The following is a 26,196-nucleotide window of genomic DNA, read 5'->3' on the forward strand; positions in this document are numbered from 1 at the left end:
TCGGATCCTTGTAACGTTATTGTGACGCGTACTTGGACTTTTACAGATGCTTGTAATAATACATCGTCGGTGTCGCAAACCATAACAGTAGCCGATACAACAGCTCCTGTTGCTCCTGCTGCTCCTGCCGATATAACTGCACAATGTATTACAGAATTACCAGAGGCTATGGACTTAACAGCTACAGATAACTGTGCTGGTGATATTGTGGCTTCGCCGGTAGATACAACAGATGATTCGGATCCTTGTAACGTTATTGTGACGCGTACTTGGACATTTACAGATAACTGTAATAATTCATCGTCGGTGTCGCAAACCATAACAGTAGCCGATACAACAGCTCCTGTTGCTACAAATGATTTATCTGACATATTTGTTAATTGTGCAGATATACCAGATGCTCCTACTCTAATCTTTGACGATTGTTCAAGTGATGTAACCATAGTTAACTTTGAAGAAGTAAACACGTCGGATGGTTCTGAAACAGATTATGAAATAATTTGGAGCTGGACAGTTGTTGATACCTGTGGAAATGAGGCTCAATTAAGTCAGGCTGTGTATGTAACAAATGAAAACAGTATCATGACGTTAAATGATGATCGTTGTAATGATGATGGTATAATTGACTTATTTGATTACTATAATGGATCGGACATGTCCGGAGAATGGGTAGCATTATCCAATGTTGTAACACTAAATGGTAATTTATTTGATCCATTAAGTGTTGATTTAGGTGACTACACATTTAGTTATACGATTATGGAAAATGGCTGTACAAGCACAACTCGAGTTACCTTAAATGTAAATGATGATTGTATTGTATTAGCTCCTGAACCATGTGATAGAGAAAACATAATCGTTTCAACTGCTATTACACCTAATGGTGATCAATGGAATGAGAATTTTGAAATCTCTGGTGTTGACACCTGTGGATATACTTATGATGTTCAAGTCTTTAATAGATGGGGAGCAATCATATATAAAGCAAATAACTACCAGAATAACTGGAATGGTACAGCGCACAAATCATCTGTTGGTGGTGCTGACAAAGTACCTAATGGAACATATTATTATATCATTAACGTAAGAAATAGTGGATTTAAACCATTAACAGGTTACTTCTACGTAGGAACCAAATAAAACTTTAACCTATGAAACTTATAAAACATTATATAATTGCATTAGCATTATTGAGTTGTACGGTTGGAATTGCACAACAATTACCACAGTTTACCCAATATATGTATAATACCATCTCTATAAACCCTGCCTATGCAGGAAGTAGAGAAACGTTAAGCGTTGTTGGTTTACACAGAAGTCAATGGGTTGGCTTTGATGGCGGACCAATAACCCAAACCTTATCTGTTCACTCTCCGTTAAGGAATGACAAAATAGGTTTAGGATTGTCTTTTATTAATGACAAATTAGGTGACGAACGTTTTTCATATCTGTATGGTGATTTTTCATATACCATACAAACTGGTCAGAAAACAGAGTTAGCATTTGGTATTAAAGCTGGTTTCACAAGTTATACTTTGGACAGATATTCTGCAGATAGTTCAGGTGATCCAAGTATTTATGGTGTTGATGATCGTTGGGATCCAAATATTGGTGCGGGTGTTTATTGGCATTCAGACAGATGGTATTTAGGTTTATCCACACCGCGTATTTTAACGAATGATTATAACGATGAAACAGGAGTCGGTCAAGACTATGCGGCATTGGAACGCGTGAGTTATTACTTTACAGGTGGATATGTTTTCACATTAAGTGAAAACACAAAATTAAAACCCGCGTTTCTTTTAAAAGCAACCAATGGAGCACCACTATCTTTTGACCTAACGGCCAACTTCCTATTCTACGAGAAGTTCTGGGCAGGAGCTGGTTACCGAATTGATAATCAAACCTCGGCTTTAGCGGGTATAGTTGATTTTCAAGTGTCCAAGCAGTTTCGCATAGGTTATGCCTATGAATATCCGTTATCAGACTTAATTGACTATACTGGAGGAACCCACGAAATATTGGTCATGTTTGAATTATTTAAAACAAAACGAATCAAATCACCAAGATACTTCTAAAATATAATCGTATGAAAACTAAAATTATATTCACATTTATTGCCTTAAGTAGTACGTTTCTATTTTCGCAAAAAAGAGTAGCAGATATATTCTTCGAGAATTACTCGTATGTTAAAGCTGCAGAGTTATATGAAGAAACCGTTAGAAAAGGTGATAGTAGTGAGCACGTATTAACGCGTTTAGGCGATTGTTATTACAACAACTCGGATACTGAATCTGCCGCAATATGGTATAAACTGGCCTTAAATAAATATAAAAAGGTAAATCCTGAATATATTTATAAGTACATCCAAACGCAACGTAGTTTAAGTAACTATGAAGAAGCTGACACCTGGTTAGCCAAATTTAAAGATATTCAAAATGATGATAGACGTGCCGATGATTTAGACGGAAGTAATATTGCGCTTTATGAATCTTTAGAATCTTTAAAAGGTGTGGAAGTAAAAGTTAAAAATCTAGATATTAATTCGAAATATTCTGATTTTGGTGCATTTGTTTATAACAACAATATGTACTTCGCTTCTGCAAGAAATACGGAAAATGATATCTACAAATGGAATAATGAACCCTACCTAGATATTTATTCTGCGGAAGTTAGTCAAGGTGAAAATAATATTGACAGCATTTCAAACCCAACTAGTGTCATTATAAAAGGAAAAGACCGAAATGATGTTCATGAAGCTAGTGTTGCCATAACTAACGATGGAAATACCATGTATTTTACTCGTGATAACGTTAACAAGAAAAATAAGCCAATTTATGATAAAAAAGGAACATCACACCTTAAAATTTATAAAGCCACTAAAGCGGAAGATGGTAGCTGGGATAATGTAATAGAATTACCGTTTAATGACGACATCTACTCTACGGGCCATCCTACTTTAAGTCCAGATAACAAAACATTGTATTTTGTGTCTGACCGTGAGGGCGGTTTGGGACAAACCGATATTTATCAAGTTGCTATTCGCGGCGATTCATATGATGCACCCGTAAATTTAGGCAAAAAAGTAAATACAGAAGGTCGTGAAATGTTCCCATTTGTTGCAAAAGACAGTACACTATATTTTTCCTCTGATGGCTATTTAAACCTTGGTTTATTAGATATTTTTAAAACAAACATCCTTAAAGATGCCGAAGCTGAAGTAGAAAATATGGGTGCTCCATACAATAGTGGCTTTGATGATTTTGCATACTTTGTAGATAGTGATACACAAAAAGGATATTTCTCATCCAATAGAGCCGATGGAAAAGGTGGTGATGATATTTACGGTTTTGTAGCACAACCTTGCAAGCAAATAATTACGGGAACAGTAAGAGACAGTAAGTTACTAACACCAATTGCAATGGCAACCGTTCAATTAATTGATGAAACCGGAAAAATTGTAAGTGAAGTAACAAGTGATGAAAATGGTTTATATCAAATTGAAGCCGACTGTAGTCAAAAATATAAAGTTCTCGGTATGAAAGCCGATTACAAAGACGACCTGAAAGATGTTGAAACAACGGATGTTACGGGTGAAGAACACGTAGTAGACTTGAATTTAATTCCGTTAATTAATGATAATGAAATCGTAATTAATCCGATATTCTTCGACTTTGATAAATGGGGAATTAGAGCTGATGCGGCTTATGAGCTGGAAAACATTGTTTCAGTCATGCGCGCACATCCAAATATGGTAATTAAAATTGAATCGCATACTGATAGTCGTGGTGGTGATAACTACAATTTAAAACTTTCTGATAGAAGAGCGAAGTCTACCCAAGAGTATTTATACTCTAGAGGTATTACAACAGATCGTATTGAAAGTGCCATTGGATATGGAGAAACACGTTTAATAAATGAGTGCTCAAACGGTGTGAAATGTTCCGCGAAAAAACATCAAGAAAATAGACGTTCTAAATTTATTATCTTAAAAGATAATGATTAACTAACAGTTGTTTTTAAACATACAGTTAATAAGATTGGCGAACTGATTTAATATGCTTACACATCATTAAAACCTTCCTAACAATAGTCTTAATAACTATAAAGCCACTCCAAATGGAGTGGCTTTTAAATTTTAAATAGATAAGATTTAATGAATTAATTATAGTAGATTTACGACCTAAAAAAAAATTAAATCTCAATCTACTATAATTCTAAATGAAACATAATCTACTACGCGCATGTCTTGTATTTTGTATTTACTATTCGTCTCAAGCACAAACACAAACATCTTCGTCTAGTGTTGAAAAATCTGTTTTTGGTATACAAACTGGCTTCTTGGGAATTTGGGTTCATCATGAGGCCAAATTAAGCAATAGTATAGCATTAAGAACGGAACTAGGTTTGGAAGCTGGCATTTTTGATGGTGCTAAATACCCTAAAACGGGATACTTTTTAGTTCCTGCCATCACTTTAGAACCGCGTTGGTATTATAATTTAAATAAACGTGTTAAAAAATCCCGAAATATTTCAGGTAACAGCGGAAATTTTATTGCCTTAAAAACAACCTACCACCCCGACGTTATTGTGGTTACTAATTATGACAATGTCAATTTTATTAGTGATTTTTCTATTGTCCCAACCTGGGGAGTTAGACGACAAATTGGAGAACATTTCAATTACGAAACCGGAATTGGTATTGGTTATATTCATTTTTTCAATCCGAACAACGTCTCTTTTGATAATGAAGCCGATCTAGCTCTTAACTTACACTTAAGACTTGGTTATCGTTTTTAATTTCAGGTATTAATAACAAAAAAAAACTACCAACTTGGTATCCAAAGTGGTAGTTTTTTTTTAAAATAATCTGAATAAACTCTTATTTATTTCTTAACAAAGATGTTTGTATAATACCAATCGCCTTCCGCATTTTGATCCGCTGATAAGTCAAAATCGGTAAAGTCTCCTTCTATATTCGCTTTATGATTTGTACTATTTAACCAAGCGGTTACAACCGTTTGAGCAGATGTAAAGCCATAAGCTACATTTTCCGATACATCGCGAGCCCCTAAACTACTTTCTAAAAATAATTTACGTTGGTAAAAATTATCATGAGAAACAATATTATTGGTAATCATATAATCTGTATGATTAAATGCCTGCGCTTTAATAATGCCAACATTATTCAACGGGTTTAACCCTTTACTTAATCTATAGTCATTAATCAATTCCATAATTTCTATTTCTATGGTCTTAGTTTCTGGAACTACTAAATTAGATGTATTTATTTCAGCAGCCTTATCTTCTATGGAATCAGAAGAACACGAAGTCATAAACATGGCTAATAATACCATAACTGGTAGTAAAGTAAACTTTTTCATTGTAGGTTATTTAGATTTGGGATTATAAAAATAGAATCCTTTCTCTAAACAACTGTTAACAAAATGTTAAAATCGACAAACGACATGCATTTAATCGTTTTTTAATGTATTTAATCGATGAAATACACTTTAATATTTAATTTATATGCATTTCGTCGTCATAATCATGGCGATAATCGGTTTTTAACCCAATTAAACGCTGTATCCAATTGATAATGAATCCGGTCATGCAATCTATTAGGCCGTCCCTGCCAAAACTCAATTGAAACGGGCTTTACCATATAGCCACCCCAAAAATCAGGTCTTGGAATTTCTTTTCCCTCGTATGCCTGTTCTAATTTTTTTAAATCGGCTTCTAATTCTGCCCGATCTTTAACCACAGCGCTTTGATTTGATGCTATAGCCCCTAACTGACTTCCTCTTGGGCGCGATTCAAAATAACCATCACTTAAATTCGCTGCTAACTTTTCGGCAACGCCTTTTATTATTATTTGGCGTTCTGCTCCATGCCAGAAAAATGATAAGCATACATGCGGGTTTTTAGCAATAGCTTGACCTTTTTCACTTTCGTAGTTTGTAAAAAAGATAAATCCTTCATAGGTAAAGCGTTTAAGTAACACGACACGGTTTTTAGGAAAGCCATCTAATCCAATAGTTGATATCGTCATGGCATTGGTTTCATCCTGCTCAAAATGAGTATCCACTTCATGAAACCATTTCTTAAAGAGCTCCATGGGATTTTCAGGTGTTTCCTTTAATAAAAGCGCGCCTTTAGCATAGATTTTTCTATAATTACTTAAGTCTCCATCCATTGATAATGTCATTTAATTTTTTGTACATTTGCACCAATATATATGCATTTTACGCCCTAAATTTAAGCATTATTTAATAGAATGAAATTTGAAAATAGCATTTATTTCAACCAATTAAAACATCAAAAAGTAGTATTTCCATTTGGCACCTATTATCTCTTTGATAATTATATCATTGCCGAACATACAGAAGAAATCCACTTCGATTGGCCAGAAATTAAACAAATATCCGATTATTTGATTGAATTTTATGGACCAAATTTAAAAATTGGTCATATAACAAATCGTATAAACCACTACTCTATTGACCCCAATCTATGGATTAAGTTCAATAAAGAATATGGGTTTGTTATTGCATCTGCTATTGTAATCTATGATGACTTTGGCTACCGAAATGCTACTTTAGAAAAACAATTTTCTACTAATAGCATTAAGCGCTGCACCAGTTTGGAAGAAGCTATTTATTTTATGCAAAATTTAAAAGAGTTTAAAACGTAATAACCTTACCATCTCTTGCCAACTCTACAGATTCAAAAATAGTTTCAGCCTCTAATTTAAAATCTTTTAAATTATCGTAACGTGTGGAATAATGCCCTAAAAGTAAGGTGCCTACTCCAGCCTGTTTGGCAATACTAGCAGCTTGCTTGGCGGTACTATGTTTAGTTGGTGCTGCTAATTTTTCATGCTTCTCTAAAAAAGTAGATTCATGATACAGCAAATCAACGTCTTTTATAATTGGAATAATGGCTTCTGAATAAGCAGTGTCGCTACAAAACGCGTAGCTTTTTGGTTTATTTGGGGCTTTAGTAACCTCCTGATTTGAAATGATTATTCCCTCCTTGTTTTCTACATCAAAACCTTGTTTGAGTTTTCTATAATAGGCCACATCAATATCTGCATTTAAAACTGCATTCATATCCAGTTTGCGCTCACCTGATTTTTCTTTAAAAAGAAAACCGTTGGTGTAAATCCTATGATCTAAAGGAATGGTATGAACTTCCACCTTGTCATCTTCAAAAATCAACGCTGACTCTTTGGACGTGAGCTCATGAAAAATAAGTGGATAATTTGTCCAGGATTCGGCCAATTTCATTTGAAGGGTAATGATATCTTTTAAACCTTTAGGGCCGTAAATATGAAGTTCCGTTTCACGTGTTAATAAACGAAATGTAGAAATTAACCCAACGAGACCAAAAAAATGATCGCCATGTAGGTGTGAAATAAAAATATGCTTAATTCGTGCAAATTTAATTTTATTTCGGCGTAATTCCACTTGAGTACCTTCACCACAATCTATTAAAAATAAATGATTATTTATGTCCAGAACTTGTGCCGTTGGATTCGTATCGGTACGTGGTGTAGCGCTATAACAGCCTAAAATGGTAAGTTTCATTCGTGTTGTTTGTCGTTAAGTTGTTAAGTCGATTGCGTTCAGATAGCTTAATACCCTGCGACTTACCAACAAACTTTTTTATAAACCTAAATCGCGTTCCATTTCTTCCATTTCAATAATATCGTGCGCTTCTTTTACGGTTGGAACCACTACCAGTTCATCTGGCATATCGTCTAAACTTGTTTGATTAGTAACTATAACAAACGATTGTTTTGCTTTTCTATGCTTATTTGATAATTGGAGGAACTCTACAATATCTTGTAACACCACAGGTTTTAAGGTATTTAAATTAACAATAATATTGTCGTTTTTAAAGCGTTCGTATAGCACGTCTATTTTTTTAATTAATTCAATTACCGAAGCTTTCTCTTGGGTAATAATTGTTGTATTGTCAGTTTTATCAAAAATCATAGCGTTATTGTTTTATTTTGGATGCTAGTAAATAAATAATGGCCATTCTTACCGCTACACCATTTTCTACTTGGTTTAAAATAATAGCTTGGTTGGAATCTGCAACTTCGCTGGTAATTTCTACACCGCGATTTATAGGGCCTGGATGCATTATAGTTATTTCCTTATTTAAACTATTTAAAACATCCATAGTTACACCGTATTGTTGGGTATATTCTCTGGTGGATGGAAAATAATTAACTTCCATACGTTCGTTTTGAACTCGAAGCATATTAGCAACATCACACCAATTTAGAGCTTTCTGCAAATTGGTTTCTACCTTAACGCCTAATTTATCAATGTATTTTGGCAAGAGCGTTTTTGGTCCGCACACCATCACCTCTGCGCCTTGCAACTGCAATGCAAAGATATTTGATAAGGCTACACGACTGTGTAAGATATCGCCAACAATAACCACCTTTTTTCCTTTGACCTCTCCTAATCGTTCTCTAATGGAATAGGAGTCCAATAAAGCTTGTGTAGGATGCTCATGAGCACCATCTCCAGCGTTTATAATACTGGCATTGACGTGTTGCGATAAAAATACGCTTGCGCCTGGATTGGGATGACGCATAACAACCATATCCACTTTCATGGATAATATGTTACTAACCGTATCTATTAAGGTTTCTCCTTTTTTTACGGAGGATTGTGAGGCCGAAAAATTTATAACATCAGCTGAAAGTCGTTTTTCGGCTAATTCAAACGATAATTTAGTTCGGGTAGAATTTTCAAAAAATAAGTTAGCAATCGTAATATCCCGAAGCGAAGGTACTTTTTTAATGGGTCTGTTTATCACTTCTTTGAAGTGATCAGCAGTTTCAAAAATAAGCTTGATATCGTCTTTATTAAGGTATTTTATTCCTAATAAGTGGTTGACACTTAATTCGCTCATGATTATTAATTATTCTTTGTTAACTATTAATTAAATAAACGGCATCTTCTCCTTCATTTTCAACCCAATTTACTTTTACGCGTTCATCATTTATAGCATCTACTTGTCGGCCTTTATAATTAGGCTGAATTGGTAAATGCCTGCTAAAGCGTCTATCAATTAGGGTTAAGAGTTCAATTTCGTGAGGCCTGCCAAAAGATTGAATGGCTGTTAAGGCTGCACGAATGCTTCGTCCAGTATATAATACATCATCTATAAAGACAATTTTCTTGTCTTCAACTAAAAAATTAATTTCGGTGGTATTGGCTTCAAGAGGTTTTTCGCCGCGTCTAAAATCATCTCTAAAAAACGTAATATCTAAAAGTCCTAATTGGACATTTTTGATTTTATATTCTTCTTTTAACATGGTAGCTAAACGGTTGGCAAGAAACTTACCGCGCGGTTGAATGCCTATTAAAACAGTATTGGTAAAGTCGTTGTGATTTTCAATAAGTTGGCAAGCCAATCGATGAAGAATGATGTTGATTTCCTTGGCGTTAAGTAACACTTTTTGACTCATAAACTATCCAAACATATTTGCTAAACAAAGTTACGGTAAAAAAATTGAGTTCACAATGCTTTTATAATACAAAGCATCTTGCGTGCTCATTACTAATTGGCTTTATTCCCGCTTATAAAACTGCTTATAAGCCACAACGTCCAAATAAGCATTAGGCAGATACTAATCAAACATAGCACTTAACAGGTTTTGGAAATCTGTTAAGTCTAGCTTATAAAAGGTGTATGTTTCAAGAAAATTTAAGCATAAAAAAAGCCTCTCCGAATGGAAAGGCTTTTTAATATTATAGAATGAGGAAATTATTTTCCTTCCATTTTATTTTTAAGAGCTTGTAAAGCATCATTGGCATCACCTAAAGTTGGTTTAGCTTCTGCAGCTGCGTTACTAGCAGCAGCTTTTACATTTGCAGCTTCTTCTTCTCTGAAGATTGCTGTATGCGATGCTACTACACGTTTGAACTCTTTATTAAATTCAATGATTTTGAATTCAGCTTCTTCGCCTTTTTTCAATTTCTTGCCATCTTCTTTTTCAAGGTGACGAGATGGTACGAAAGCTACGATATCTTCATTAAAATCAATAGTTGCACCTTTGTCAACGATTTCAGTTAATTCAGCTGTATGAAGCGTTCCTACTGCGAATTCAGTTTCATATTTATCCCAAGGGTTGTCTGTAGTTTGTTTGTGCCCTAAACTTAATTTACGACCTTCAACATCTAATTCAAGAACAACAACATCTAATGTATCACCTACATTACAGAACTCACTAGGATGCTTGATTTTTTTAGTCCAAGATAAATCAGAGATGTAAATTAATCCATCAATACCTTCTTCTAATTCAACAAACACACCAAAGTTTGTAAAGTTACGTACAATACCTGAATGCTTAGAACCTACAGGATATTTTTTAGTAATATCAGTCCATGGGTCTGGCGTTAATTGCTTAATACCAAGAGACATTTTACGCTCTTCTCTATCTAATGTTAAGATAACGGCATCAACCTCATCTCCTACTGAAACGAAATCTTGTGCTGAACGTAAGTGTGTAGACCAAGACATTTCTGATACGTGAATTAATCCTTCAACGCCATCAGTAACTTCAATAAATGCACCGTAATCTGCAATTACAACCACTTTACCTTTAACTTTGTCTCCAACTTTAACCTCTTCACCTAATGCATCCCAAGGATGTTTAGATAATTGTTTAAGACCTAATTGGATTCTAGATTTGTTTTCATCAAAATCAAGAATTACAACATTTAATTTCTGATCTAACTCAACAATCTCATTTGGATGGTTGATACGAGACCAAGAAAGATCTGTAATGTGAACTAAACCGTCAACACCACCAAGATCAATAAAGACACCATAAGACGTAATGTTCTTAACAATACCTTCTAATACTTGTCCTTTTTCTAATTGACCAATAATTTCTTTCTTCTGCTCTTCAATATCAGCCTCAATAAGGGCTTTATGAGAAACAACAACGTTTTTAAATTCGTGATTGATTTTAACAACTTTGAATTCCATTGTTTTATTAACATACTGATCGTAATCGCGAATTGGCTTCACATCAATTTGAGAACCTGGTAAGAATGCTTCAATTCCAAAAACATCTACAATCATACCACCTTTAGTTCTGCACTTAACAAAACCATTAACGATTTCACCTGTTTCATGAGCTGCATTAACGCGATCCCATGCTTTGATAACACGTGCTTTTCTGTGAGATAATACTAACTGACCTGTTGCGTCTTCACGAACATCAATTAATACTTCTACTTTATCACCAACTTTTAAATTAGGATTGTAACGGAATTCGTTTAATGAAATAACACCTTCAGATTTTGCGTTAATGTCAATAATGGCATCACGATCTGAAATGTGAATCACTTCACCTTCAACAACTTCATCATCTAAAGTGTCTACGAAATTTTCTGCTACTAATTTTTCAAATTCTTTTAATTGAGAATCTTCAACCTCATCAATACCTTCTTGGTAATTGTGCCAGTTAAAATCTTTTAAGAATTTTTCAGGGTTTGCTTGAGCTTCAGATACAACTGGAGCTTCTGCTGTTTTTACTTCTGTTGCTTCAGTTGCTTCAACTTCTGCTTGTTTTGCTTTTTCAGCCATTTAATATAAGTTAATACAATGCGTTAAAAGTTTTCAACTTCGCGAAACCGCAAGCGCATTGTGTTTTGTATTCTGTGTTGTTTTAGAAAATGGGCGACTAACACACAGAAGGATTATTGTTTTTTTAGTTTATTCCTTTTATTTTCTAACGCGTCGCTAAAAGGAGTGCAAAAATACTATATTTTCTGCAATTAAACAATAACTAATTTTCTAAAAATTAAAGATTTAGTTATTTTCTTGAATCGCTGCTTCTGCCAACTTAACAATTTTTTGGAATTGTTGGTCCAGAGACAAATGAGAATTGTCTATTTCAATAGCATCATCTGCTTTTCTCAAAGGTGAATCTTCTCGGTTAGAATCAATATAATCCCGTTCTTGAATATTATGGAGTACATCATTATAGGTTACTACATCGCCACGGCTAATAAGTTCATCAAAACGACGCGTAGCACGTGTTTCTGACGAAGCAGTCATAAATATTTTGAGTTCTGCTTGTGGGAAAACAACGGTTCCTATGTCGCGACCATCCATAACCACTCCTTTTTCAGCACCCATTTTTTGTTGCTGTTTTACTAATTGGTAACGCACTTCTGGAATAGCAGCAACCTGACTCACAAAATTACTGACTTCTAAAGTACGAATGGCTTTTTCTATATTTTCACCATTTAAATACACATCAGCAACATTTGTGGTTTCGTTTAGTTTGAAATAAACAACCACATCGTGAAGTTTGGATACCAAACCGACCACATCAAATTGAGTCGAATTAATAAAACCATATTTCATGGCGTAATACGTCACAGCACGATACATAGCGCCAGAATCCACATAAATATATCCTAAATGTTTGGCTAGTTGTTTGGCAACGGTACTTTTACCTGTTGAAGAAAAGCCGTCTATGGCAATGGTTATTTTTTGCATTTATCTTAAATCTAATTGCATGCCGAAAAAATTGGCATTGGATGCGCTTGTATATCTTACATGCGTAAAACTAAATCTAAATTTATTCAATTTCAGTCCAATTCCCGCAGAAATACCTGAAAAATTTCGTTGATCTACAATACGCAGCTCCTCACCCTTTCTGAAATTATAACCCAATCGGATATTAAAAGCACCTGCTGGAAAAATTTCAGCACCCAATATCGTATGTCTTATAACATTGCCGAAGAAACCAACTTTTTCTTGTGTTTGATTTCCTTCTAAATCCGTTTCAGCACGAGCCGGATTAGAAACGCCAATTGGCCATTTTTGTAAATTTTCAAAAGTAACGTGCCAACGTAATGGTACGTTTTCTAATGTTTGTGACATTCCAAAAGCGACTTCAAACGGCAACGGCTCATTTTGTCCTGCATAGGTTGTAATTTGTAATCCTAAATTGCGAACTACTAATGTAGCTTGAAATTCAATATCTTCATTTACATACATTAAACCAGCATCTAAAGCAGCTCCGAAAGAGTTGTATTGTTCTAATTTGGATGTAATTAATTTAACAGTTCCTCCTAAATAAAAATCGGAATACCCAATTTGTCTGGAATGTCCAAAGGATATAGCCGCTTCATTTCCACTAAACGAGCCTGTGGCGTTTCCTTGTTCGTCATAACCATCAAAACTTCCGTAATTTATATAGGTAACACCTCCAAAGAATGTGAGTGTGCGTCTATCCCAAGTGTAACCATAAGCTGCCGTTCCATAACTTATGCCTCCTAAATAACTAGAGTAATTAAGCGCTAACTGATTATCCATTTCGTCATTTATAGCTGCAGGATTGGTTAAAGCTTGACTAACATCATAATCCAAATTGGTAAACACTTTACCACCTAAAGCGGCTTGGCGTGGGGAAGAAATTAGATTTAAAAATTGATATGTAGATTCACCACCAACTTGCGCAATCGCAGAAAGGCATAAAAGCAAGCAAATTCCAGTGGTAATTTTCTTTAACATATAAGGTTACGACGAAAGTAAGTCTATCTATAAACGGCTGCAAGTATAATTTATTTTTACATCATAAAAAAACCTCGAAAATAATTTCGAGGTTTTAATCTATGTAATGTCACTTTTTACAGTTTTTTGGCATTCTTCACCTTCTGATTGGTGAGTGCCAACTTAATAACATCGCTCATTTCAGACACATAATGGAAGGTTAAACCTTTTAAATATTCTGGTTTTATTTCTTCAATATCACGTCTGTTTTCTTCACTTAATAAAATTTCTTTTATACGTGCACGTTTCGCAGCAAGAATTTTCTCCTTAATACCTCCTACTGGTAACACCTTACCACGCAGTGTAATTTCGCCAGTCATGGCTAAACTATTTTTTACTTTTTTCTGTGTAAATAAGGAAACTAATGATGTTAACATAGTAACACCTGCACTTGGTCCATCTTTAGGGGTTGCGCCTTCAGGCACGTGAATGTGAACATTGTATTTATCAAAAACATCAGGGTCTAATCCTAAATCTTCTGCATTGGATTTAATATATTCCATGGCAATCGTTGCCGACTCCTTCATTACTTTCCCTAAATTACCGGTAACCGTTAAGGTACCTTTTCCTTTAGATAGAATAGATTCAATAAATAAAATATCGCCACCAACACGTGTCCACGCTAATCCGGTAACCACACCTGCAACGTTATTATTTTCATACTTGTCGCGTTCCATTTTTGGGCCGCCAAGCACTTCAATAATGTCTTCATTGGAAATTTTAACGTTATACGTTTCTTCCATAGCAATACTTTTGGCTGCATAGCGCACCATTTTGGCCAATTGTTTTTCCAAACCACGTACACCAGATTCCCGTGTATACCCTTCTACTATTTTCTCTAATTGCGGCTTGGCAATTTTAAGATGTTTATCCGTTAATCCGTGTTCCTTGAGTTGTTTTGGCAATAAATGGCGTTTAGCTATTTCCACTTTTTCCTCTATAGTATAACCCGTTACATTTATAATTTCCATTCTATCCAATAATGCTGGTTGAATGGTAGATAAACTATTGGATGTAGCAATGAACATGACTTTAGATAAATCGAAGCCCATTTCTAAAAAGTTATCATGAAATTCGCTGTTTTGTTCAGGATCTAAAACTTCCAGCATAGCAGACGAAGGATCACCTTGATGCGAATTAGACAATTTATCAATTTCATCTAATACAAAAACAGGATTGGATGTTCCGGCCTTCTTTAAACTTTGAATAATACGTCCTGGCATAGCACCAATATAGGTTTTACGATGTCCGCGTATTTCCGCTTCATCTCGTAAGCCACCAAGCGACATACGCACATATTCGCGTCCCAATGCTTCGGCTACAGACTTTCCTAATGAAGTTTTACCAACACCTGGAGGTCCATATAAACATAGGATAGGCGATTTCATATCACCTCGTAATTTTACGACCGCTAAATGTTCAATAATCCGACGTTTTACATCATCTAAACCGTAATGATCACGATCAAGAATACGCTGGGCGCGTTTTAAATCGAATTTATCTTTACTGAATGTATTCCATGGTAAATCTAGAAATAAATCCAAATAATTTCGTTGTATAGAATATTCGGCAACTTGAGGATTCATGCGTTGCATTTTAGCTAATTCTTTTTCAAAATGCTTGGCTTCCTTTGTTCCCCATTTCATTTTTTTAGAACGCTTACGCATGTCTTCTAATTCCTCATCATGACTTACACCACCCAATTCTTCTTGAATGGTCTTCATTTGCTGGTGCAAGAAATATTCACGTTGTTGTTGATTCATATCACTTTGAACCTTGGATTGAATATCGTTTTTAAGTTCCAATTTCTGGAACTCCATATTCATATATTTCAGCGTTTCGAGAGCACGATCTTTTAAATCGTTTGTTTCTAATAAACTTTGTTTTTCCGTAACACTTAAGTTCATATTAGAGGATACGAAGTTTATTAAAAACGAATTACTCTGAATGTTTTTAATAGCAAACGATGCTTCACTTGGAATATTTGGGCTTTCCTCAATAATTTGAAGAGACAGTTCCTTTATAGAGTCTATAATAGCTTCAAACTCCTTATTTTGTTCAGCTGGTCTTGCTTCCGGAACATCTTCAATGGTTGCTCTTATATAGGGATCTTCTGTTAATACGTCCTTTATTTTAAAACGTTTTTTACCTTGAATAATAACCGTTGTGTTACCATCAGGCATTTTTAAAACTTTTAAAATACGCGCTACCGTTCCTGTTTCATGAATATCCGAAGCTTTTGGGTTTTCAACCGCTTCATCCTTTTGCGATACCACACCAATTACTTTACTGCCTTTATTGGCGTCGTTAATTAGTTTTATGGATTTATCACGACCGGCTGTAATAGGAATTACCACACCTGGAAACAAAACTGTATTTCGTAATGATAAAATAGGAAGCGTTTCTGGTAAAGCTTCGTTATTTATTTCTTCTTCATCTTCAGGTGTCATTAAAGGAATTAATTCTGAATTTTCGTCAAAATCTTGAAATGACAAACTGTCAAGGTTTAAAAAATTAGATTTCTTCATAGATATATTTAAGTCATTCTGTCATTAATTGGGGTTAAAAACAGAATCGTCTTTATGTTTTAATAATTCATTTTAGAAATATACAACTCGTTATCAGCTATTCATACCGTATTACAGCTGTATATATGCCTATAGTATTCAATTTATATGCCATGAATAAAAAGTGCGATAAAACTAGTGCATTTTGCAATTATTCTTAAGGCTTATTTAATTCATGCCTGCTTAAATATACATTTCTATTAAATTTTCAGAGCCCAAAACTTCGCGTATAACAACTCTATTGATAATGTATCAAGGGTTTAACAGGTTAGGAATAGTAGTTTGGTAATTAATTTACTAGATAATTTATGGATGATTTTGTTAACCTTTTATTTCGTTACACATTAATATATAGAAATATTAAACACACAAATTATGAGAAGATTACATGTATATGCCATTACAACCCTATTAATTTTTGCATTTAGCGCGCCTTTACATGCCCAACGCGGCATGATTAAGCGAAAAATTAAAAATGATATGAAGGAGAAATATGCGGAACCGGAACGGGAAAAAGGACGCGATGCCGTCCGCGATGTAACCTACGAAAATGATACGCGCTACCCAATACCAGAGAATCCCGTAAAAGCCACACTAGCAATGGAAATTAAATCCTTTAAAAAAAATGGCAAATTAGATGATACAAATACCACAAAACTCGTTTTTGGTGAAACGGGTGAATGCATGATTATGAATGAAGATGATAAAAATGAAACCCGAATGCTTTTTGACTATAAAGGTGCAGCCATGTATATGGTAAATCCTAAACAAAAATCGGCTACAAAAATGCCTATGATTAATTTTCAAAAAATGGCGCAACGCATGGCGGAACATCAAATGGATTTGGATGACGATATTGGAACTTGGGAACGTACCAATGAGCAAAAGGAAATTAATGGTTATAATTCTCGTAGGTATATTTATACCAACGCAGAAGAGAAAACGATTACCCATGTTTGGGTTACTCAAGATATTACAATCGATTTAAGCGAAAACCATCTTTTTGGCGGACAGATAAAGAATTTTATAAATTCGCCAGCCATGGCCAATTCAGCTTCAACAGACGAAAATGCACCAAGAGGTATGATGATACGAAGTGTTTATTTTGAAAAAAATCGAGACACGCCGAGTATGCAAATGGATATAACAGAGTTTAGTGAAAAGTCAGATCCTAAATATTTTGATTTAAGCAATTATGAGGTAGTTGACGTTTTAGGTAAACTATAATTTAAAATATCCAATTTATTAAAAAAATAAGGTCTATTTATATAGTAGGACAACATGCATTAACATCCAATAGGTTTGGTTAACAACATACTACTGGATGTTTTTTTTGGTAAACGTCTAGGATATATAAAATAAACCCATTGAAAACTATATCACAGATAGCTTACAGTTTTAACCGTAATCTCAAATTATTATGACGAACTGATAAATCGATTTCATAAAGCACCCTAAATAACTCAAAATTAACTAGGCTTTTATTTTGAAAATTAAACTTTTTAAAAATTTATTAAGTAATGTGTTTACCTATCTTTTTTTTTAAACACCAAAGGAATATAATACGGTTTCGGTAACCAAGAAATTATGAACAGCGTTTTAAACTATAAAACCAAAGCGTGATTTATTAATGTCTTTTGTGCTTAACTGTTAAAAAGAAAACACAGAATCTATTTTTGTTAAACTAAATAATAACTAAATTTAATTATGAAAAAATTATAAATTACATGGAAATCAATAATCATTTTACTCGCCATTGGCATAGCTTTTACGAGCTATAGCAGTGACGATAGTATAGATCCAATTCCGCAAAATAATGTGCCACCAACACTTTTGGACTGCGATTTCTTTAGTGCTGGAGGTGATATTCATCTCGAAAATGTACCCGATGCGCCCGTAGACTATATTATAAGTTGCGACCCTAGAATTAAAGCCAACCTATTAATTGATGCGGGTGTTGTTATTGTGTTTGAAAAAAATGCAGGATTACAATTTATAGAAGATGAAAATTATAAAATAGAAATGAGGGGAACCTCTAACAATCCTATAATTTTAACAGGTACAGAAAAAAATAAAGGACATTGGAGAGGATTATTAATGACTAGCGATAATCCTTCTAATATTATGAGACATGTAACGGTTGAATATGCCGGTCAAATTCGTCCAGGAGGCTGGAACTATAAAGGTGCTGTTATAGGTTCTTAGGGAGCTGTTATGGAGTTGGATAGCTGTACCATTCAAGATTGTAAAGAAATAGGTCTGCATTGGGTAGGATACGCATCCACCTTAAACATTTCAAATTCAACGTTTACAAGGAATGATCTTCCTATTTTAACGAATCCAAATTTTATCAATTCTATTGATGAAACCAGTACCTATTCTGGCAATGTCAATGATTACATCCGATTGGAACGTTCAGATGTTAATCAGGATATTACATTTCACAATATTGATGTACCTTTTTTTTCAAATGGATTCAAACCTAAAAACGATGCTAGCCGTAAAATTACATTTGCTCCAGGTGTTACATTATTAATGGACGCAGGAAGTGAAATTCTTATTAGTAATTCAACGCATCAGCATGCAGCAATAATGGCAGGTACCGCTGATAATAGAATTACTGTTAAAGGTAAAGAAAGTGTTCCTGGATATTGGAAGGGTATAAATATTCAATCTAATAGTCCATTAAATGAGATTGGGTATTTGGATATTTCAGATGCAGGAGAAACCATAGGATATCCAAATGGCGCTATAAAATTAGGATTTAACGATTATTTAAATATTCATGATGTTAATTTTATTAATTGCCTAGAGTATGCAATGAGTATTAATTATTATTATGGTTATAATTTTCATCTAGAATACAGCAATTTAAATCTAGTCAATACGCCTAAACTATTTTCTGATTGGTTTGGAGCTGAAGTAATTGATCCTTATAATCCATAATAGATTTACACGGTTTGTTCCCAAATCTATAATTAGTCTGCTAGACCATTAAAAAGCGTCCTTTTAGAATTAAATCTAAAGGGCGCTTTTTTCATTGGCCGGAAATAAAACACCCGTTAAATTCTATATTGTTTTATCGCCAATTCTAAAAATTCCATTAGTGATTTTATCTTTTATCTAAAATAATTCTACCATCTTCAAAACACGCATTCATTTCAATGAGAATTTGTTACAGAAGCTTCTTCAACTGACGTCTTAATTCATAAATTTAAAGAATACATAAACTTTTTTCTTTTCAACTGTAACAATTCGTTTTTTGTAGCATCTTTATAATAACAAACCGATTTATTTTTGACACTAACCACAAAAAATATTGAAGAGCTCATTGCTTTGTGCCAATCTGGTAACCAACAAGCGCAGTTGGAAATTTACAACAGATATTACAAAGCCATGTATAATACCGCTTTTAGAATTGTAAAAAACGCTTATGAAGCTGAAGATATTATGCAAGAATCATTTTTATCAGCCTTTACCAAGCTTGACACTTTGCAGGAAGCAGCAACATTTGGAGCTTGGTTAAAACGAATTGTGGTAAATAAAAGTATTTACCTGTATCATAAAAATGATAAGCACCAAAATGTTCCTGTAGACGCCGTTTTATACAAATTAGAGGATGAAAGCTCTAGTATAAGTCGTGAAGAAACAGAAAGTACCAATAAGGTGAAGGTAATTATTCAAGCCATAAACAATTTAAAAGATAATTACAGAATTGCATTAACCCTCCATTTAATTGAAGGATATGATTATGAAGAAATTGGCATCATTACCAATGTAACCTATGCAAATTGCAGAACCACCATTTCACGTGCAAAAGAAAAATTAAGACAAGCCCTAGAGCCTATATTAAATTATTAAAACAGTTATTATGAAACCAGACGATTTAGATACGTTATTTACTGATTTACAAGCTGATTTTGATATAGAACAGCCTAAAGACAATCATGAAGAACGTTTTTTAGCAAAGCTAAATAAACAGGCAATCACCAATAAACCCAAACCTAAAGTTCGAAAACTGTGGTTACCAATTATAAGTATTGCGGCCTCCATTGTATTATTGGTCTCGCTAGCTATTGGATCCAATTCAAATTCAGAAATCACGGGATTAGCAAGCGTTTCGCCAGAAATGGCTAAAACAGAAAGTTTTTTTACAGCTACTATTTCTGCAGAATTAAAAAAATTAGAGGCATCCTCCAATAGTAAAACACGCTTACTTATTAAAGATGCTATGGTGCAGCTAAACAGATTGGAAGCTGAATATAAAATTCTTATTTCCGATTTAATTGAAAGTGGACAAGATCAACGTGTTATTTATGCCATGATTTCCAATTTTCAAAATCGTATTGAAGTTCTAGAAAACACCTTAAAACAAATTGAACATGTAAAAGCATTAAACAACAACTTATCAGAAAAAACTCTTTAAAATATACCTCATGAAAACAAACATTTTATATAAACTCGTCTTGATTTTCGCACTTTTACCTGTAGTAGTTTCAGCTACTACAAATCCTGAAAAGCGTGATAAACATTCTGAAGAAAAAACAATTAAGAAATCTTATAATGTCTCTAAAAACGCAACCTTAAAAATTGATAATAGCTATGGTAACTTAAATATTATTACATGGAATGAAAACCGCATTGAAATCACGGTTAATATTACTGTTAGCGGTAATAATGAAGATAAAGTGCGTGAAAAAATTGACAATATTAACGTCGATTTTGAAGCGAGCTCAAATTACGTTTCAGCAAAGACTATTTTTAGTAAAGGAAAATCTAATTCTTGGTGGAACTGGGGCAGTAACAGTAGTATTAATATGAAGGTGAATTATGTAATAAAAATGCCAATGACCAATTCCGTTGATTTGGATAATGATTATGGCAGTATTAATTTAGATAAATTAGAAGGAAACGCCAAAATTAATTGCGATTACGGTAAAATTACCACCAAAGAGTTAATGGGAAATACGAATGAGATTGAATTTGATTATACTAAAAATTCCTACTTTGAATATATAAACAACGGAACGATAAATGCCGATTATAGTGAGTTTACCGTTGCAAAAGCTAAAAACATACATTTAGAAGCAGATTATACCAACTCCAAATTTGAAACCATTGAAGATTTAAAATACGATTGCGACTATGGATCACTTACAGCGGATAGAGCTAATAATATTAGTGGCTCTGGCGATTATTTAACCATTGTTTTAGGCGATATCTATAAAAACGTATCAATCGATTCAGATTATGGTTCTATTAAAATAAAAAACATCAAAGCTACAGCTAAAAACATTACGATAGATTCCGATTATGTTGGAATACATATCGGTTTTGAATCGGGTTATCATTTCAACTTTGAAATAGATTTAGACTATGCCTCGCTTCGCAGTCATGACGGCTTTGAATTTAATAAGAAACGCGATGAATCGACCAGTAAATATTATCAAGGGTATTACGGTTCTTCCAACACGAATAACCACATTAAAATTAATTCAGATTACGGAAGCGTAACCATTGACAAAAACTAAATAGTAATCAAGATAATAACCACTAAAATCAAACACTATGAAAAATCAAATATTATTACTCGCCATCTTATTAACCAGTGCTGTTAGTTGCGCACAATTTGGTGAAAAAGTTTCAGGAAACGGCAACGTTGTAACTCAAGATAGAAACACCAGCAATTACTCCGAAATTAGTTGTGCAGGACCATTCGATTATATTTTGGTTTCAGGAACCGAAGGACAACTTACAATTGAAGGTGAAGAAAATTTGCTGAAACATGTCATTACCGAAGTAAAAAACGGAACGCTTTCAGTAAAAACAGAAAATGGCATTAATTTGAATACCAGTCGCGGAAAAACAATTAAAGTAACAATTCCTTTTAAGGATATTGAAGAAGTAAGTTTAGCAGGATCTGGAGATTTATACAGTAAAGACCAAATAACGGCTGATGAATTTGATGTTAATTTGGCTGGATCTGGAGACATTCGATTGGAAATAGTAGCCAACGAAATAGAAAGTCATTTGGCAGGTTCAGGCGATATTACATTAACAGGAAAAACCAGAGACTTGGAATTAAGTATTTCCGGTTCTGGAGATTATAGCTGTTATGGATTAGAAGCTGATAATACAGAGCTCACCATTTCGGGTTCTGGCGATGCTCAAGTTGTAAGTAATGCTTATTTAAAAGTGCGCGTTTCAGGATCTGGAGATGTAACGTATAAAGGAAGACCAGCAAAAGAGGATACGAAGATTTCGGGTTCTGGGAGCGTGAGCATGAAGTAAAATACGGACGAATTTTATTAGGAGCGATACAAAAAAACCCGAAGCACGTGCTTCGGGTTTTTTTGTAAAGTGACATTAAGTTACCCTAATTTAATGTGTATTCTAATAATGTAACAGAACCACCGCCTGAGATATATTCAATTAAGCCAATATCCTTTGCGTAAAAATAATCCGCTTCTTCAGTTTGTCCCGATGCCGACACAACTAAATGCACATGTAAAACATTGGTATACGCGGTTCCCTCTACGGTTTTAGTCATATCCCGTTCAATCATCTCTAACGTATATAGTGCATTTACAGGTGTATCAGGAATTCCTGGTGATCCATCTGTTGGCGTAAACGAAAGTGTATAGTTAACATTAGAACTCCATGTATCACCTACTTCTGCATCATCCTTAAGCATATTTACCACAAACGGTGTGGACTGCACCTCAAAACCAGGAAGCTCATAATAAACTTCATTGCGCACATAATAATTGGCACCTCCTTTACGCATCCATGCTGGAATCCCTAATAAATTATCAAACTCAAAGTAATTGATACCATCAATGATTTCGGTTCCTATTATGGTATAGGTTTCTTCCGTTCCGCCTAATGCATTATACGTCCATGTATTTCCCACCGCTCTTGGCCAATAATCTCCCGTAGTGTTTCCACTTGGTTCATTATTTCCATTGCCTTCGGCTCCGTTTAAGCCGGCATCAAGCGGCTCATTATCACAAGCAGTAAACGTAATGAAAAAGATTGAAAGAGATAAAAGTGTCAAAGATTTGAGGTATTGTTTCATGTTCCTAGTTTTATATTAATTTTTTATTATGCTGTTCGATTCACGTGGCACTCTAAATAAGAGCAAAATTCCAAAGAGGAAAAATACGAATAAAAATAAAATGGCATTTCGCATGCTTCCCGTAATCTGATCTATAGTTGCAAAAATAATCATACCAATAACAATTCCTATTTTTTCGGCTACATCATAAAAACTAAAATAAGATGTGGTATCCGCAGTTTCAGGCAAGAATTTAGAATAGGTGGATCGTGCCAAAGCTTGAATTCCTCCCATAACTAATCCCACAAAACCTGCAGTAAGATAAAAATGAATAGGCGTAATAACGAAATAGGCAGCTAAACATAGCAGCATCCAAATAATATTTACAGCAATTAGCGTTTTAATATTTCCAAATTTTTCAGAAGCTCTAGATGTTAGAAAAGCACCTAAAATTGCCACCACTTGAATCACTAAAATACTGATAATTAATCCAAAGGTTTTTTGACCATCGTCAGCCCATAAAATCTCCTCCTCGCCAAAATAAACCGCAATCAGCATAATAGTTTGTACGGACATACTGAAAACAAAAAATGCCGCTAAATAGCGTTTTAAACGTAAATTTTCTTTTAATTGTCGCCATACTTGGCGTAACTCCCTAAAACCATTCAGTACCACATTCCGTGTTACTTTTCCGCCATTTTTAACGCCTTTAGGTAGTATGTAAAAGGTGTATTGACTGAATAAAATCCACCATAACCCCACAGTTACAAATGCCACACGCATGGCTTCAACAGACGCCGCATTTTTAGCATCCTCCAATGCCAAAGCAATTTCGGCATTAGTACCGGTTTCTCTAATAGAATCGGCTATACTAATATCAAAGCCAAATACGCCAGGAAACATAACCAACCCTAAATTAAATAACAGGAGAATAACACTACCTACATACCCTAATGAAAATCCTCTGGCACTAATACGGTCTTGTTGCTCAGGAAATGCAATATCTGGTAAATAGGAATTGTAAAAAACCAAACTCCCCCAATATCCAATAAGCCCCATAAAATAACAGAGTAAACTAATGTAAATGTGATCTAAACTAAACCAATATAACCCAATGCAACCAATGCCACCCACGTAACAAAAAAACTTCATAAAGGCTTTCTTATTTCCTATATAATCGGCAATTCCAGATAATAAAGGCGACAGGATAGAAACTACTAGGAATGTAAACGCCGTTACAAATGTAATGAGTGCTGTACTCTTAAAATTGTAGCCAAAAGCCGATACGACCTTAATTTCCGAAATAAATAAGGACGAATAGAAAATTGGAAATATAGATGATGCTATGGTTAACGTATAGACCGAATTGGCCCAATCATAAAAAGCCCAAGCATTTAGAAGTTTTTTACTGCCTTTAGGTAGTGGTTGTTTCATAAAAAAAGCTGCTCTTTTTTGAGCAGCTCCTAAAGTAAACAAATATTTTTAAACAGTTAATATTTCCCTAACGATCTAAATTCAGATACGCCAAATTTTTTGGCTTCTGACTTGGCTTGTGGTACTAAATTAGTTAAGTTTTCAATTCGTGAAGCATTGGCTGGGTGTGTGCTTAAAAATTCAGGTGGTGCTTGTCCACCACTATTGGCATCCATACGTCTCCATAAATTGGCCGCTTCTTCTGGATTATAACCAGCAACAGCCATTAAAATTAAGCCTATTTTATCAGCTTCCGTTTCATGGCTTCTACTAAACGGCAACATAACACCAACCTGCGTACCAATTCCGTACGATTGGTTAAAAATATCACGTGTTTGGTTATCTTCAATAAGTACGTTTCCAGCTAAAGCAATACCTTGCTGAATATAAGCAGCACTCATGCGTTGCTGACCATGATTAGCCAAGGCGTGCGCCACCTCATGACCCATAATTGCAGCAATAGCTGTTTCGTTTTCAGCAATTGGTAAAATCCCTGTATAAAAGGCAATTTTACCTCCAGGCATACACCAAGCATTAACTTGGTCGGATTCTATTAAATTGTATTCCCACTTATAGCCTTCCAAATAACCTTGATAGCCATTGGCATTTAACCAACGTTCTGCCGAGACTGAAATACGCTGACCAACACGCTTAATCATTTCAGATTGAGACGTACCAGTTATTACTTTATTTTCTGCTAAAACTTGATTATACTGCTGAAATGCCGTTGGGAATAATTGATCATTCGAAACCAAAGCCATTGTTTGACTTCCTGTAAATGGATTTGTTGCGCAGGATGCGACTAAAAGTAATACGAATAATCCACTTATTTTTTGTTTGAATTTCATGTGTTTTGGGTTTTCTTTTTCTAAATTAACAAAAATTGAACCATTTTAAAAGTTCAATTTTAAATAGTTAACAAATATAAGTTATAAATACATAAATTGAAATAACCTGTTATGTTTTAATAGTCTTTCCGACCAAATAAGAAAAACAACTATGAAATATATCCTATCTGTAGTCCTATTAACGGTTTTTTTTAGCTGTAACAGTTCTGCTCAAAAAAAGAATTCTAATGATAATACATCATTTCCAATTTCCAAAACCGAAGCTGAATGGAAACAAGAATTAACTCCTGAACAGTTTTACGTGATGCGCGAAGCTGGAACAGAACGTGCGTTTTCAAGCCCTTTAGATAAAAATTATAAAAAAGGAACCTACGTATGTGCTGCCTGTGAAACACCCTTGTATAAAAGTGAACATAAGTTTGATTCCGGAACCGGATGGCCAAGTTTTGATCGTGTTATTGAGGGCAATGTTGCGTTTGGAACCGATAACGATTTAGGCTACGCCAGAAATGAAGAACACTGTGCAAATTGTGGTGGGCATTTAGGTCATGTTTTTAATGATGGCCCACGGGAAACTACTGGAAAACGTCATTGTATAAATGGTACGGCTTTAAAATTCATTCCGGAGTCTTAAATTTCCCATTCTTTA

General features: G+C 34.4%; 26 protein-coding genes. 13 read left to right on the plus strand and 13 right to left on the minus strand.

What is annotated here, in order from left to right; genetic code table 11:
* The 4 genes from ACFPH8_RS10635 to ACFPH8_RS10650 form a co-directional block, all read left to right on the plus strand.
* Positions 1 to 1,140 (plus strand): gliding motility-associated C-terminal domain-containing protein (locus ACFPH8_RS10635; protein WP_376860823.1); only part of this gene is annotated, 1,140 nt, incomplete at its 5' end.
* Positions 1,141 to 1,151: 11 nt separating this feature from the next.
* Positions 1,152 to 2,078 carry a PorP/SprF family type IX secretion system membrane protein gene (locus tag ACFPH8_RS10640; protein WP_376860825.1) on the plus strand — a complete coding sequence of 309 codons (927 nt, stop codon included), beginning with the start codon at positions 1,152 to 1,154 and terminating at the stop codon, positions 2,076 to 2,078.
* An 11-nt stretch (positions 2,079 to 2,089) separates the two neighbouring features.
* The gene (locus ACFPH8_RS10645) at positions 2,090 to 4,006 is read left to right on the plus strand and encodes an OmpA family protein (RefSeq protein ID WP_376860827.1); all 1,917 of its coding nucleotides are present in this window, start codon (positions 2,090 to 2,092) and stop codon (positions 4,004 to 4,006) included.
* Positions 4,007 to 4,221: 215 nt separating this feature from the next.
* The gene (locus ACFPH8_RS10650) at positions 4,222 to 4,800 is read left to right on the plus strand and encodes a hypothetical protein (RefSeq protein ID WP_376860829.1); all 579 of its coding nucleotides are present in this window, start codon (positions 4,222 to 4,224) and stop codon (positions 4,798 to 4,800) included.
* 86 nt (positions 4,801 to 4,886) lie between these two features.
* Here the strand turns inward: ACFPH8_RS10650 and ACFPH8_RS10655 are convergent, their stop codons facing one another.
* Positions 4,887 to 5,384, minus strand: a complete 498-nt coding sequence (locus tag ACFPH8_RS10655) for a CAP domain-containing protein (protein WP_376860831.1) — start codon at positions 5,382 to 5,384, stop codon at positions 4,887 to 4,889.
* Between the two features lie 164 nt (positions 5,385 to 5,548).
* Positions 5,549 to 6,196: a pyridoxamine 5'-phosphate oxidase gene (gene pdxH / locus ACFPH8_RS10660; RefSeq protein WP_376861218.1), complete on the minus strand. Its 648-nt coding sequence runs from the start codon at positions 6,194 to 6,196 to the stop codon at positions 5,549 to 5,551.
* A gap of 81 nt (positions 6,197 to 6,277) precedes the next feature.
* On the opposite strand from pdxH, the gene ACFPH8_RS10665 reads away from it, so the two are divergent.
* The gene (locus tag ACFPH8_RS10665) at positions 6,278 to 6,694 is read left to right on the plus strand and encodes a hypothetical protein (RefSeq protein WP_376860833.1); all 417 of its coding nucleotides are present in this window, start codon (positions 6,278 to 6,280) and stop codon (positions 6,692 to 6,694) included.
* Here the strand turns inward: ACFPH8_RS10665 and ACFPH8_RS10670 are convergent.
* The 8 genes from ACFPH8_RS10670 to lon form a co-directional block, all read right to left on the minus strand.
* On the minus strand, positions 6,684 to 7,589 hold the full coding sequence (locus tag ACFPH8_RS10670) for a ribonuclease Z (RefSeq protein WP_376860835.1): 906 nt from the start codon (positions 7,587 to 7,589) through the stop codon (positions 6,684 to 6,686). The genes ACFPH8_RS10665 and ACFPH8_RS10670 overlap by 11 nt on opposite strands.
* A 78-nt stretch (positions 7,590 to 7,667) precedes the next feature.
* On the minus strand, positions 7,668 to 8,000 hold the full coding sequence (locus tag ACFPH8_RS10675) for a ribonuclease Z (protein WP_376860837.1): 333 nt from the start codon (positions 7,998 to 8,000) through the stop codon (positions 7,668 to 7,670).
* Positions 8,001 to 8,004: 4 nt separating this feature from the next.
* Entirely contained in the window at positions 8,005 to 8,934 is a 930-nt protein-coding gene (locus ACFPH8_RS10680; protein ID WP_248399192.1) for an aspartate carbamoyltransferase catalytic subunit, read from the minus strand.
* 19 nt (positions 8,935 to 8,953) lie between these two features.
* On the minus strand, positions 8,954 to 9,493 hold the full coding sequence (gene pyrR, locus ACFPH8_RS10685) for a bifunctional pyr operon transcriptional regulator/uracil phosphoribosyltransferase PyrR (protein ID WP_248399190.1): 540 nt from the start codon (positions 9,491 to 9,493) through the stop codon (positions 8,954 to 8,956).
* A 299-nt stretch (positions 9,494 to 9,792) separates the two neighbouring features.
* Entirely contained in the window at positions 9,793 to 11,622 is a 1,830-nt protein-coding gene (gene rpsA / locus ACFPH8_RS10690; protein ID WP_248399188.1) for a 30S ribosomal protein S1, read from the minus strand.
* A gap of 225 nt (positions 11,623 to 11,847) precedes the next feature.
* Positions 11,848 to 12,543, minus strand: coding sequence for a (d)CMP kinase (gene cmk, locus ACFPH8_RS10695; protein WP_248399186.1), 696 nt, complete (start codon positions 12,541 to 12,543; stop codon positions 11,848 to 11,850).
* Positions 12,544 to 13,563, minus strand: coding sequence for a type IX secretion system protein PorQ (porQ, locus tag ACFPH8_RS10700; protein WP_248399184.1), 1,020 nt, complete (start codon positions 13,561 to 13,563; stop codon positions 12,544 to 12,546).
* A gap of 116 nt (positions 13,564 to 13,679) precedes the next feature.
* Positions 13,680 to 16,130: an endopeptidase La gene (gene lon / locus ACFPH8_RS10705; protein WP_248399182.1), complete on the minus strand. Its 2,451-nt coding sequence runs from the start codon at positions 16,128 to 16,130 to the stop codon at positions 13,680 to 13,682.
* A 414-nt stretch (positions 16,131 to 16,544) separates the two neighbouring features.
* On the opposite strand from lon, the gene ACFPH8_RS10710 reads away from it, so the two are divergent.
* The 7 genes from ACFPH8_RS10710 to ACFPH8_RS10740 all read left to right on the plus strand — a co-directional run bounded on the left by ACFPH8_RS10710 (position 16,545) and on the right by ACFPH8_RS10740 (position 22,460).
* Entirely contained in the window at positions 16,545 to 17,396 is an 852-nt protein-coding gene (locus tag ACFPH8_RS10710) for a hypothetical protein (protein WP_376860841.1), read from the plus strand.
* A gap of 591 nt (positions 17,397 to 17,987) precedes the next feature.
* A complete protein-coding gene (locus tag ACFPH8_RS10715) occupies positions 17,988 to 18,374 on the plus strand; it encodes a hypothetical protein (protein WP_376860843.1) in 387 nt (128 codons plus the stop codon).
* Between the two features lie 9 nt (positions 18,375 to 18,383).
* The gene (locus ACFPH8_RS10720; RefSeq protein ID WP_376860845.1) at positions 18,384 to 19,115 is read left to right on the plus strand and encodes a hypothetical protein; all 732 of its coding nucleotides are present in this window, start codon (positions 18,384 to 18,386) and stop codon (positions 19,113 to 19,115) included.
* A gap of 351 nt (positions 19,116 to 19,466) precedes the next feature.
* Positions 19,467 to 20,030, plus strand: coding sequence for an RNA polymerase sigma factor (locus tag ACFPH8_RS10725; protein ID WP_376860847.1), 564 nt, complete (start codon positions 19,467 to 19,469; stop codon positions 20,028 to 20,030).
* Positions 20,031 to 20,040: 10 nt separating this feature from the next.
* Positions 20,041 to 20,595 carry a hypothetical protein gene (locus tag ACFPH8_RS10730; protein ID WP_376860849.1) on the plus strand — a complete coding sequence of 185 codons (555 nt, stop codon included), beginning with the start codon at positions 20,041 to 20,043 and terminating at the stop codon, positions 20,593 to 20,595.
* 10 nt (positions 20,596 to 20,605) lie between these two features.
* Positions 20,606 to 21,700 (plus strand): DUF4097 family beta strand repeat-containing protein, encoded by a 1,095-nt coding sequence (locus ACFPH8_RS10735; RefSeq protein WP_376860851.1) that lies wholly within the window; start codon positions 20,606 to 20,608, stop codon positions 21,698 to 21,700.
* A 37-nt stretch (positions 21,701 to 21,737) separates the two neighbouring features.
* Complete coding sequence (locus ACFPH8_RS10740) at positions 21,738 to 22,460, plus strand: head GIN domain-containing protein (protein WP_376860853.1); 723 nt, start codon at positions 21,738 to 21,740, stop codon at positions 22,458 to 22,460.
* An 85-nt stretch (positions 22,461 to 22,545) separates the two neighbouring features.
* Here ACFPH8_RS10740 and ACFPH8_RS10745 read toward each other — a convergent pair whose 3' ends face one another.
* From ACFPH8_RS10745 to ACFPH8_RS10755, 3 genes are read right to left on the minus strand one after another with little or no spacing between them, the layout of a single operon-like run.
* A complete protein-coding gene (locus ACFPH8_RS10745; protein ID WP_376860855.1) occupies positions 22,546 to 23,247 on the minus strand; it encodes a hypothetical protein in 702 nt (233 codons plus the stop codon).
* Between the two features lie 15 nt (positions 23,248 to 23,262).
* On the minus strand, positions 23,263 to 24,660 hold the full coding sequence (locus tag ACFPH8_RS10750) for an MFS transporter (protein ID WP_376860857.1): 1,398 nt from the start codon (positions 24,658 to 24,660) through the stop codon (positions 23,263 to 23,265).
* A gap of 56 nt (positions 24,661 to 24,716) precedes the next feature.
* A complete protein-coding gene (locus tag ACFPH8_RS10755) occupies positions 24,717 to 25,547 on the minus strand; it encodes a M48 family metallopeptidase (RefSeq protein WP_248399166.1) in 831 nt (276 codons plus the stop codon).
* A gap of 151 nt (positions 25,548 to 25,698) precedes the next feature.
* Between ACFPH8_RS10755 and msrB the strand changes: the two genes are divergently transcribed.
* Positions 25,699 to 26,181: a peptide-methionine (R)-S-oxide reductase MsrB gene (gene msrB, locus ACFPH8_RS10760; RefSeq protein WP_376860860.1), complete on the plus strand. Its 483-nt coding sequence runs from the start codon at positions 25,699 to 25,701 to the stop codon at positions 26,179 to 26,181.
* Positions 26,182 to 26,196 lie beyond the last annotated feature (15 nt).

It is taken from the genome of Bizionia hallyeonensis (assembly GCF_042657385.1).
GTDB classification, from domain to species: domain Bacteria; phylum Bacteroidota; class Bacteroidia; order Flavobacteriales; family Flavobacteriaceae; genus Algorimicrobium; species Algorimicrobium hallyeonense.

Coding starts and splice junctions, on each gene's coding strand:
- ACFPH8_RS10640 (WP_376860825.1), top strand. CDS start 1,152: ATGAAACTTATAAAACATTATATAATTGCATTAGCATTATTGAGTTGT.
- ACFPH8_RS10645 (WP_376860827.1), top strand. CDS start 2,090: ATGAAAACTAAAATTATATTCACATTTATTGCCTTAAGTAGTACGTTT.
- ACFPH8_RS10650 (WP_376860829.1), top strand. CDS start 4,222: ATGAAACATAATCTACTACGCGCATGTCTTGTATTTTGTATTTACTAT.
- ACFPH8_RS10655 (WP_376860831.1), bottom strand. CDS start 5,384: ATGAAAAAGTTTACTTTACTACCAGTTATGGTATTATTAGCCATGTTT.
- pdxH (WP_376861218.1), bottom strand. CDS start 6,196: ATGGATGGAGACTTAAGTAATTATAGAAAAATCTATGCTAAAGGCGCG.
- ACFPH8_RS10665 (WP_376860833.1), top strand. CDS start 6,278: ATGAAATTTGAAAATAGCATTTATTTCAACCAATTAAAACATCAAAAA.
- ACFPH8_RS10670 (WP_376860835.1), bottom strand. CDS start 7,589: ATGAAACTTACCATTTTAGGCTGTTATAGCGCTACACCACGTACCGAT.
- ACFPH8_RS10675 (WP_376860837.1), bottom strand. CDS start 8,000: ATGATTTTTGATAAAACTGACAATACAACAATTATTACCCAAGAGAAA.
- ACFPH8_RS10680 (WP_248399192.1), bottom strand. CDS start 8,934: ATGAGCGAATTAAGTGTCAACCACTTATTAGGAATAAAATACCTTAAT.
- pyrR (WP_248399190.1), bottom strand. CDS start 9,493: ATGAGTCAAAAAGTGTTACTTAACGCCAAGGAAATCAACATCATTCTT.
- rpsA (WP_248399188.1), bottom strand. CDS start 11,622: ATGGCTGAAAAAGCAAAACAAGCAGAAGTTGAAGCAACTGAAGCAACA.
- cmk (WP_248399186.1), bottom strand. CDS start 12,543: ATGCAAAAAATAACCATTGCCATAGACGGCTTTTCTTCAACAGGTAAA.
- porQ (WP_248399184.1), bottom strand. CDS start 13,563: ATGTTAAAGAAAATTACCACTGGAATTTGCTTGCTTTTATGCCTTTCT.
- lon (WP_248399182.1), bottom strand. CDS start 16,130: ATGAAGAAATCTAATTTTTTAAACCTTGACAGTTTGTCATTTCAAGAT.
- ACFPH8_RS10710 (WP_376860841.1), top strand. CDS start 16,545: ATGAGAAGATTACATGTATATGCCATTACAACCCTATTAATTTTTGCA.
- ACFPH8_RS10720 (WP_376860845.1), top strand. CDS start 18,384: ATGGAGTTGGATAGCTGTACCATTCAAGATTGTAAAGAAATAGGTCTG.
- ACFPH8_RS10730 (WP_376860849.1), top strand. CDS start 20,041: ATGAAACCAGACGATTTAGATACGTTATTTACTGATTTACAAGCTGAT.
- ACFPH8_RS10735 (WP_376860851.1), top strand. CDS start 20,606: ATGAAAACAAACATTTTATATAAACTCGTCTTGATTTTCGCACTTTTA.
- ACFPH8_RS10740 (WP_376860853.1), top strand. CDS start 21,738: ATGAAAAATCAAATATTATTACTCGCCATCTTATTAACCAGTGCTGTT.
- ACFPH8_RS10745 (WP_376860855.1), bottom strand. CDS start 23,247: ATGAAACAATACCTCAAATCTTTGACACTTTTATCTCTTTCAATCTTT.
- ACFPH8_RS10750 (WP_376860857.1), bottom strand. CDS start 24,660: ATGAAACAACCACTACCTAAAGGCAGTAAAAAACTTCTAAATGCTTGG.
- ACFPH8_RS10755 (WP_248399166.1), bottom strand. CDS start 25,547: ATGAAATTCAAACAAAAAATAAGTGGATTATTCGTATTACTTTTAGTC.
- msrB (WP_376860860.1), top strand. CDS start 25,699: ATGAAATATATCCTATCTGTAGTCCTATTAACGGTTTTTTTTAGCTGT.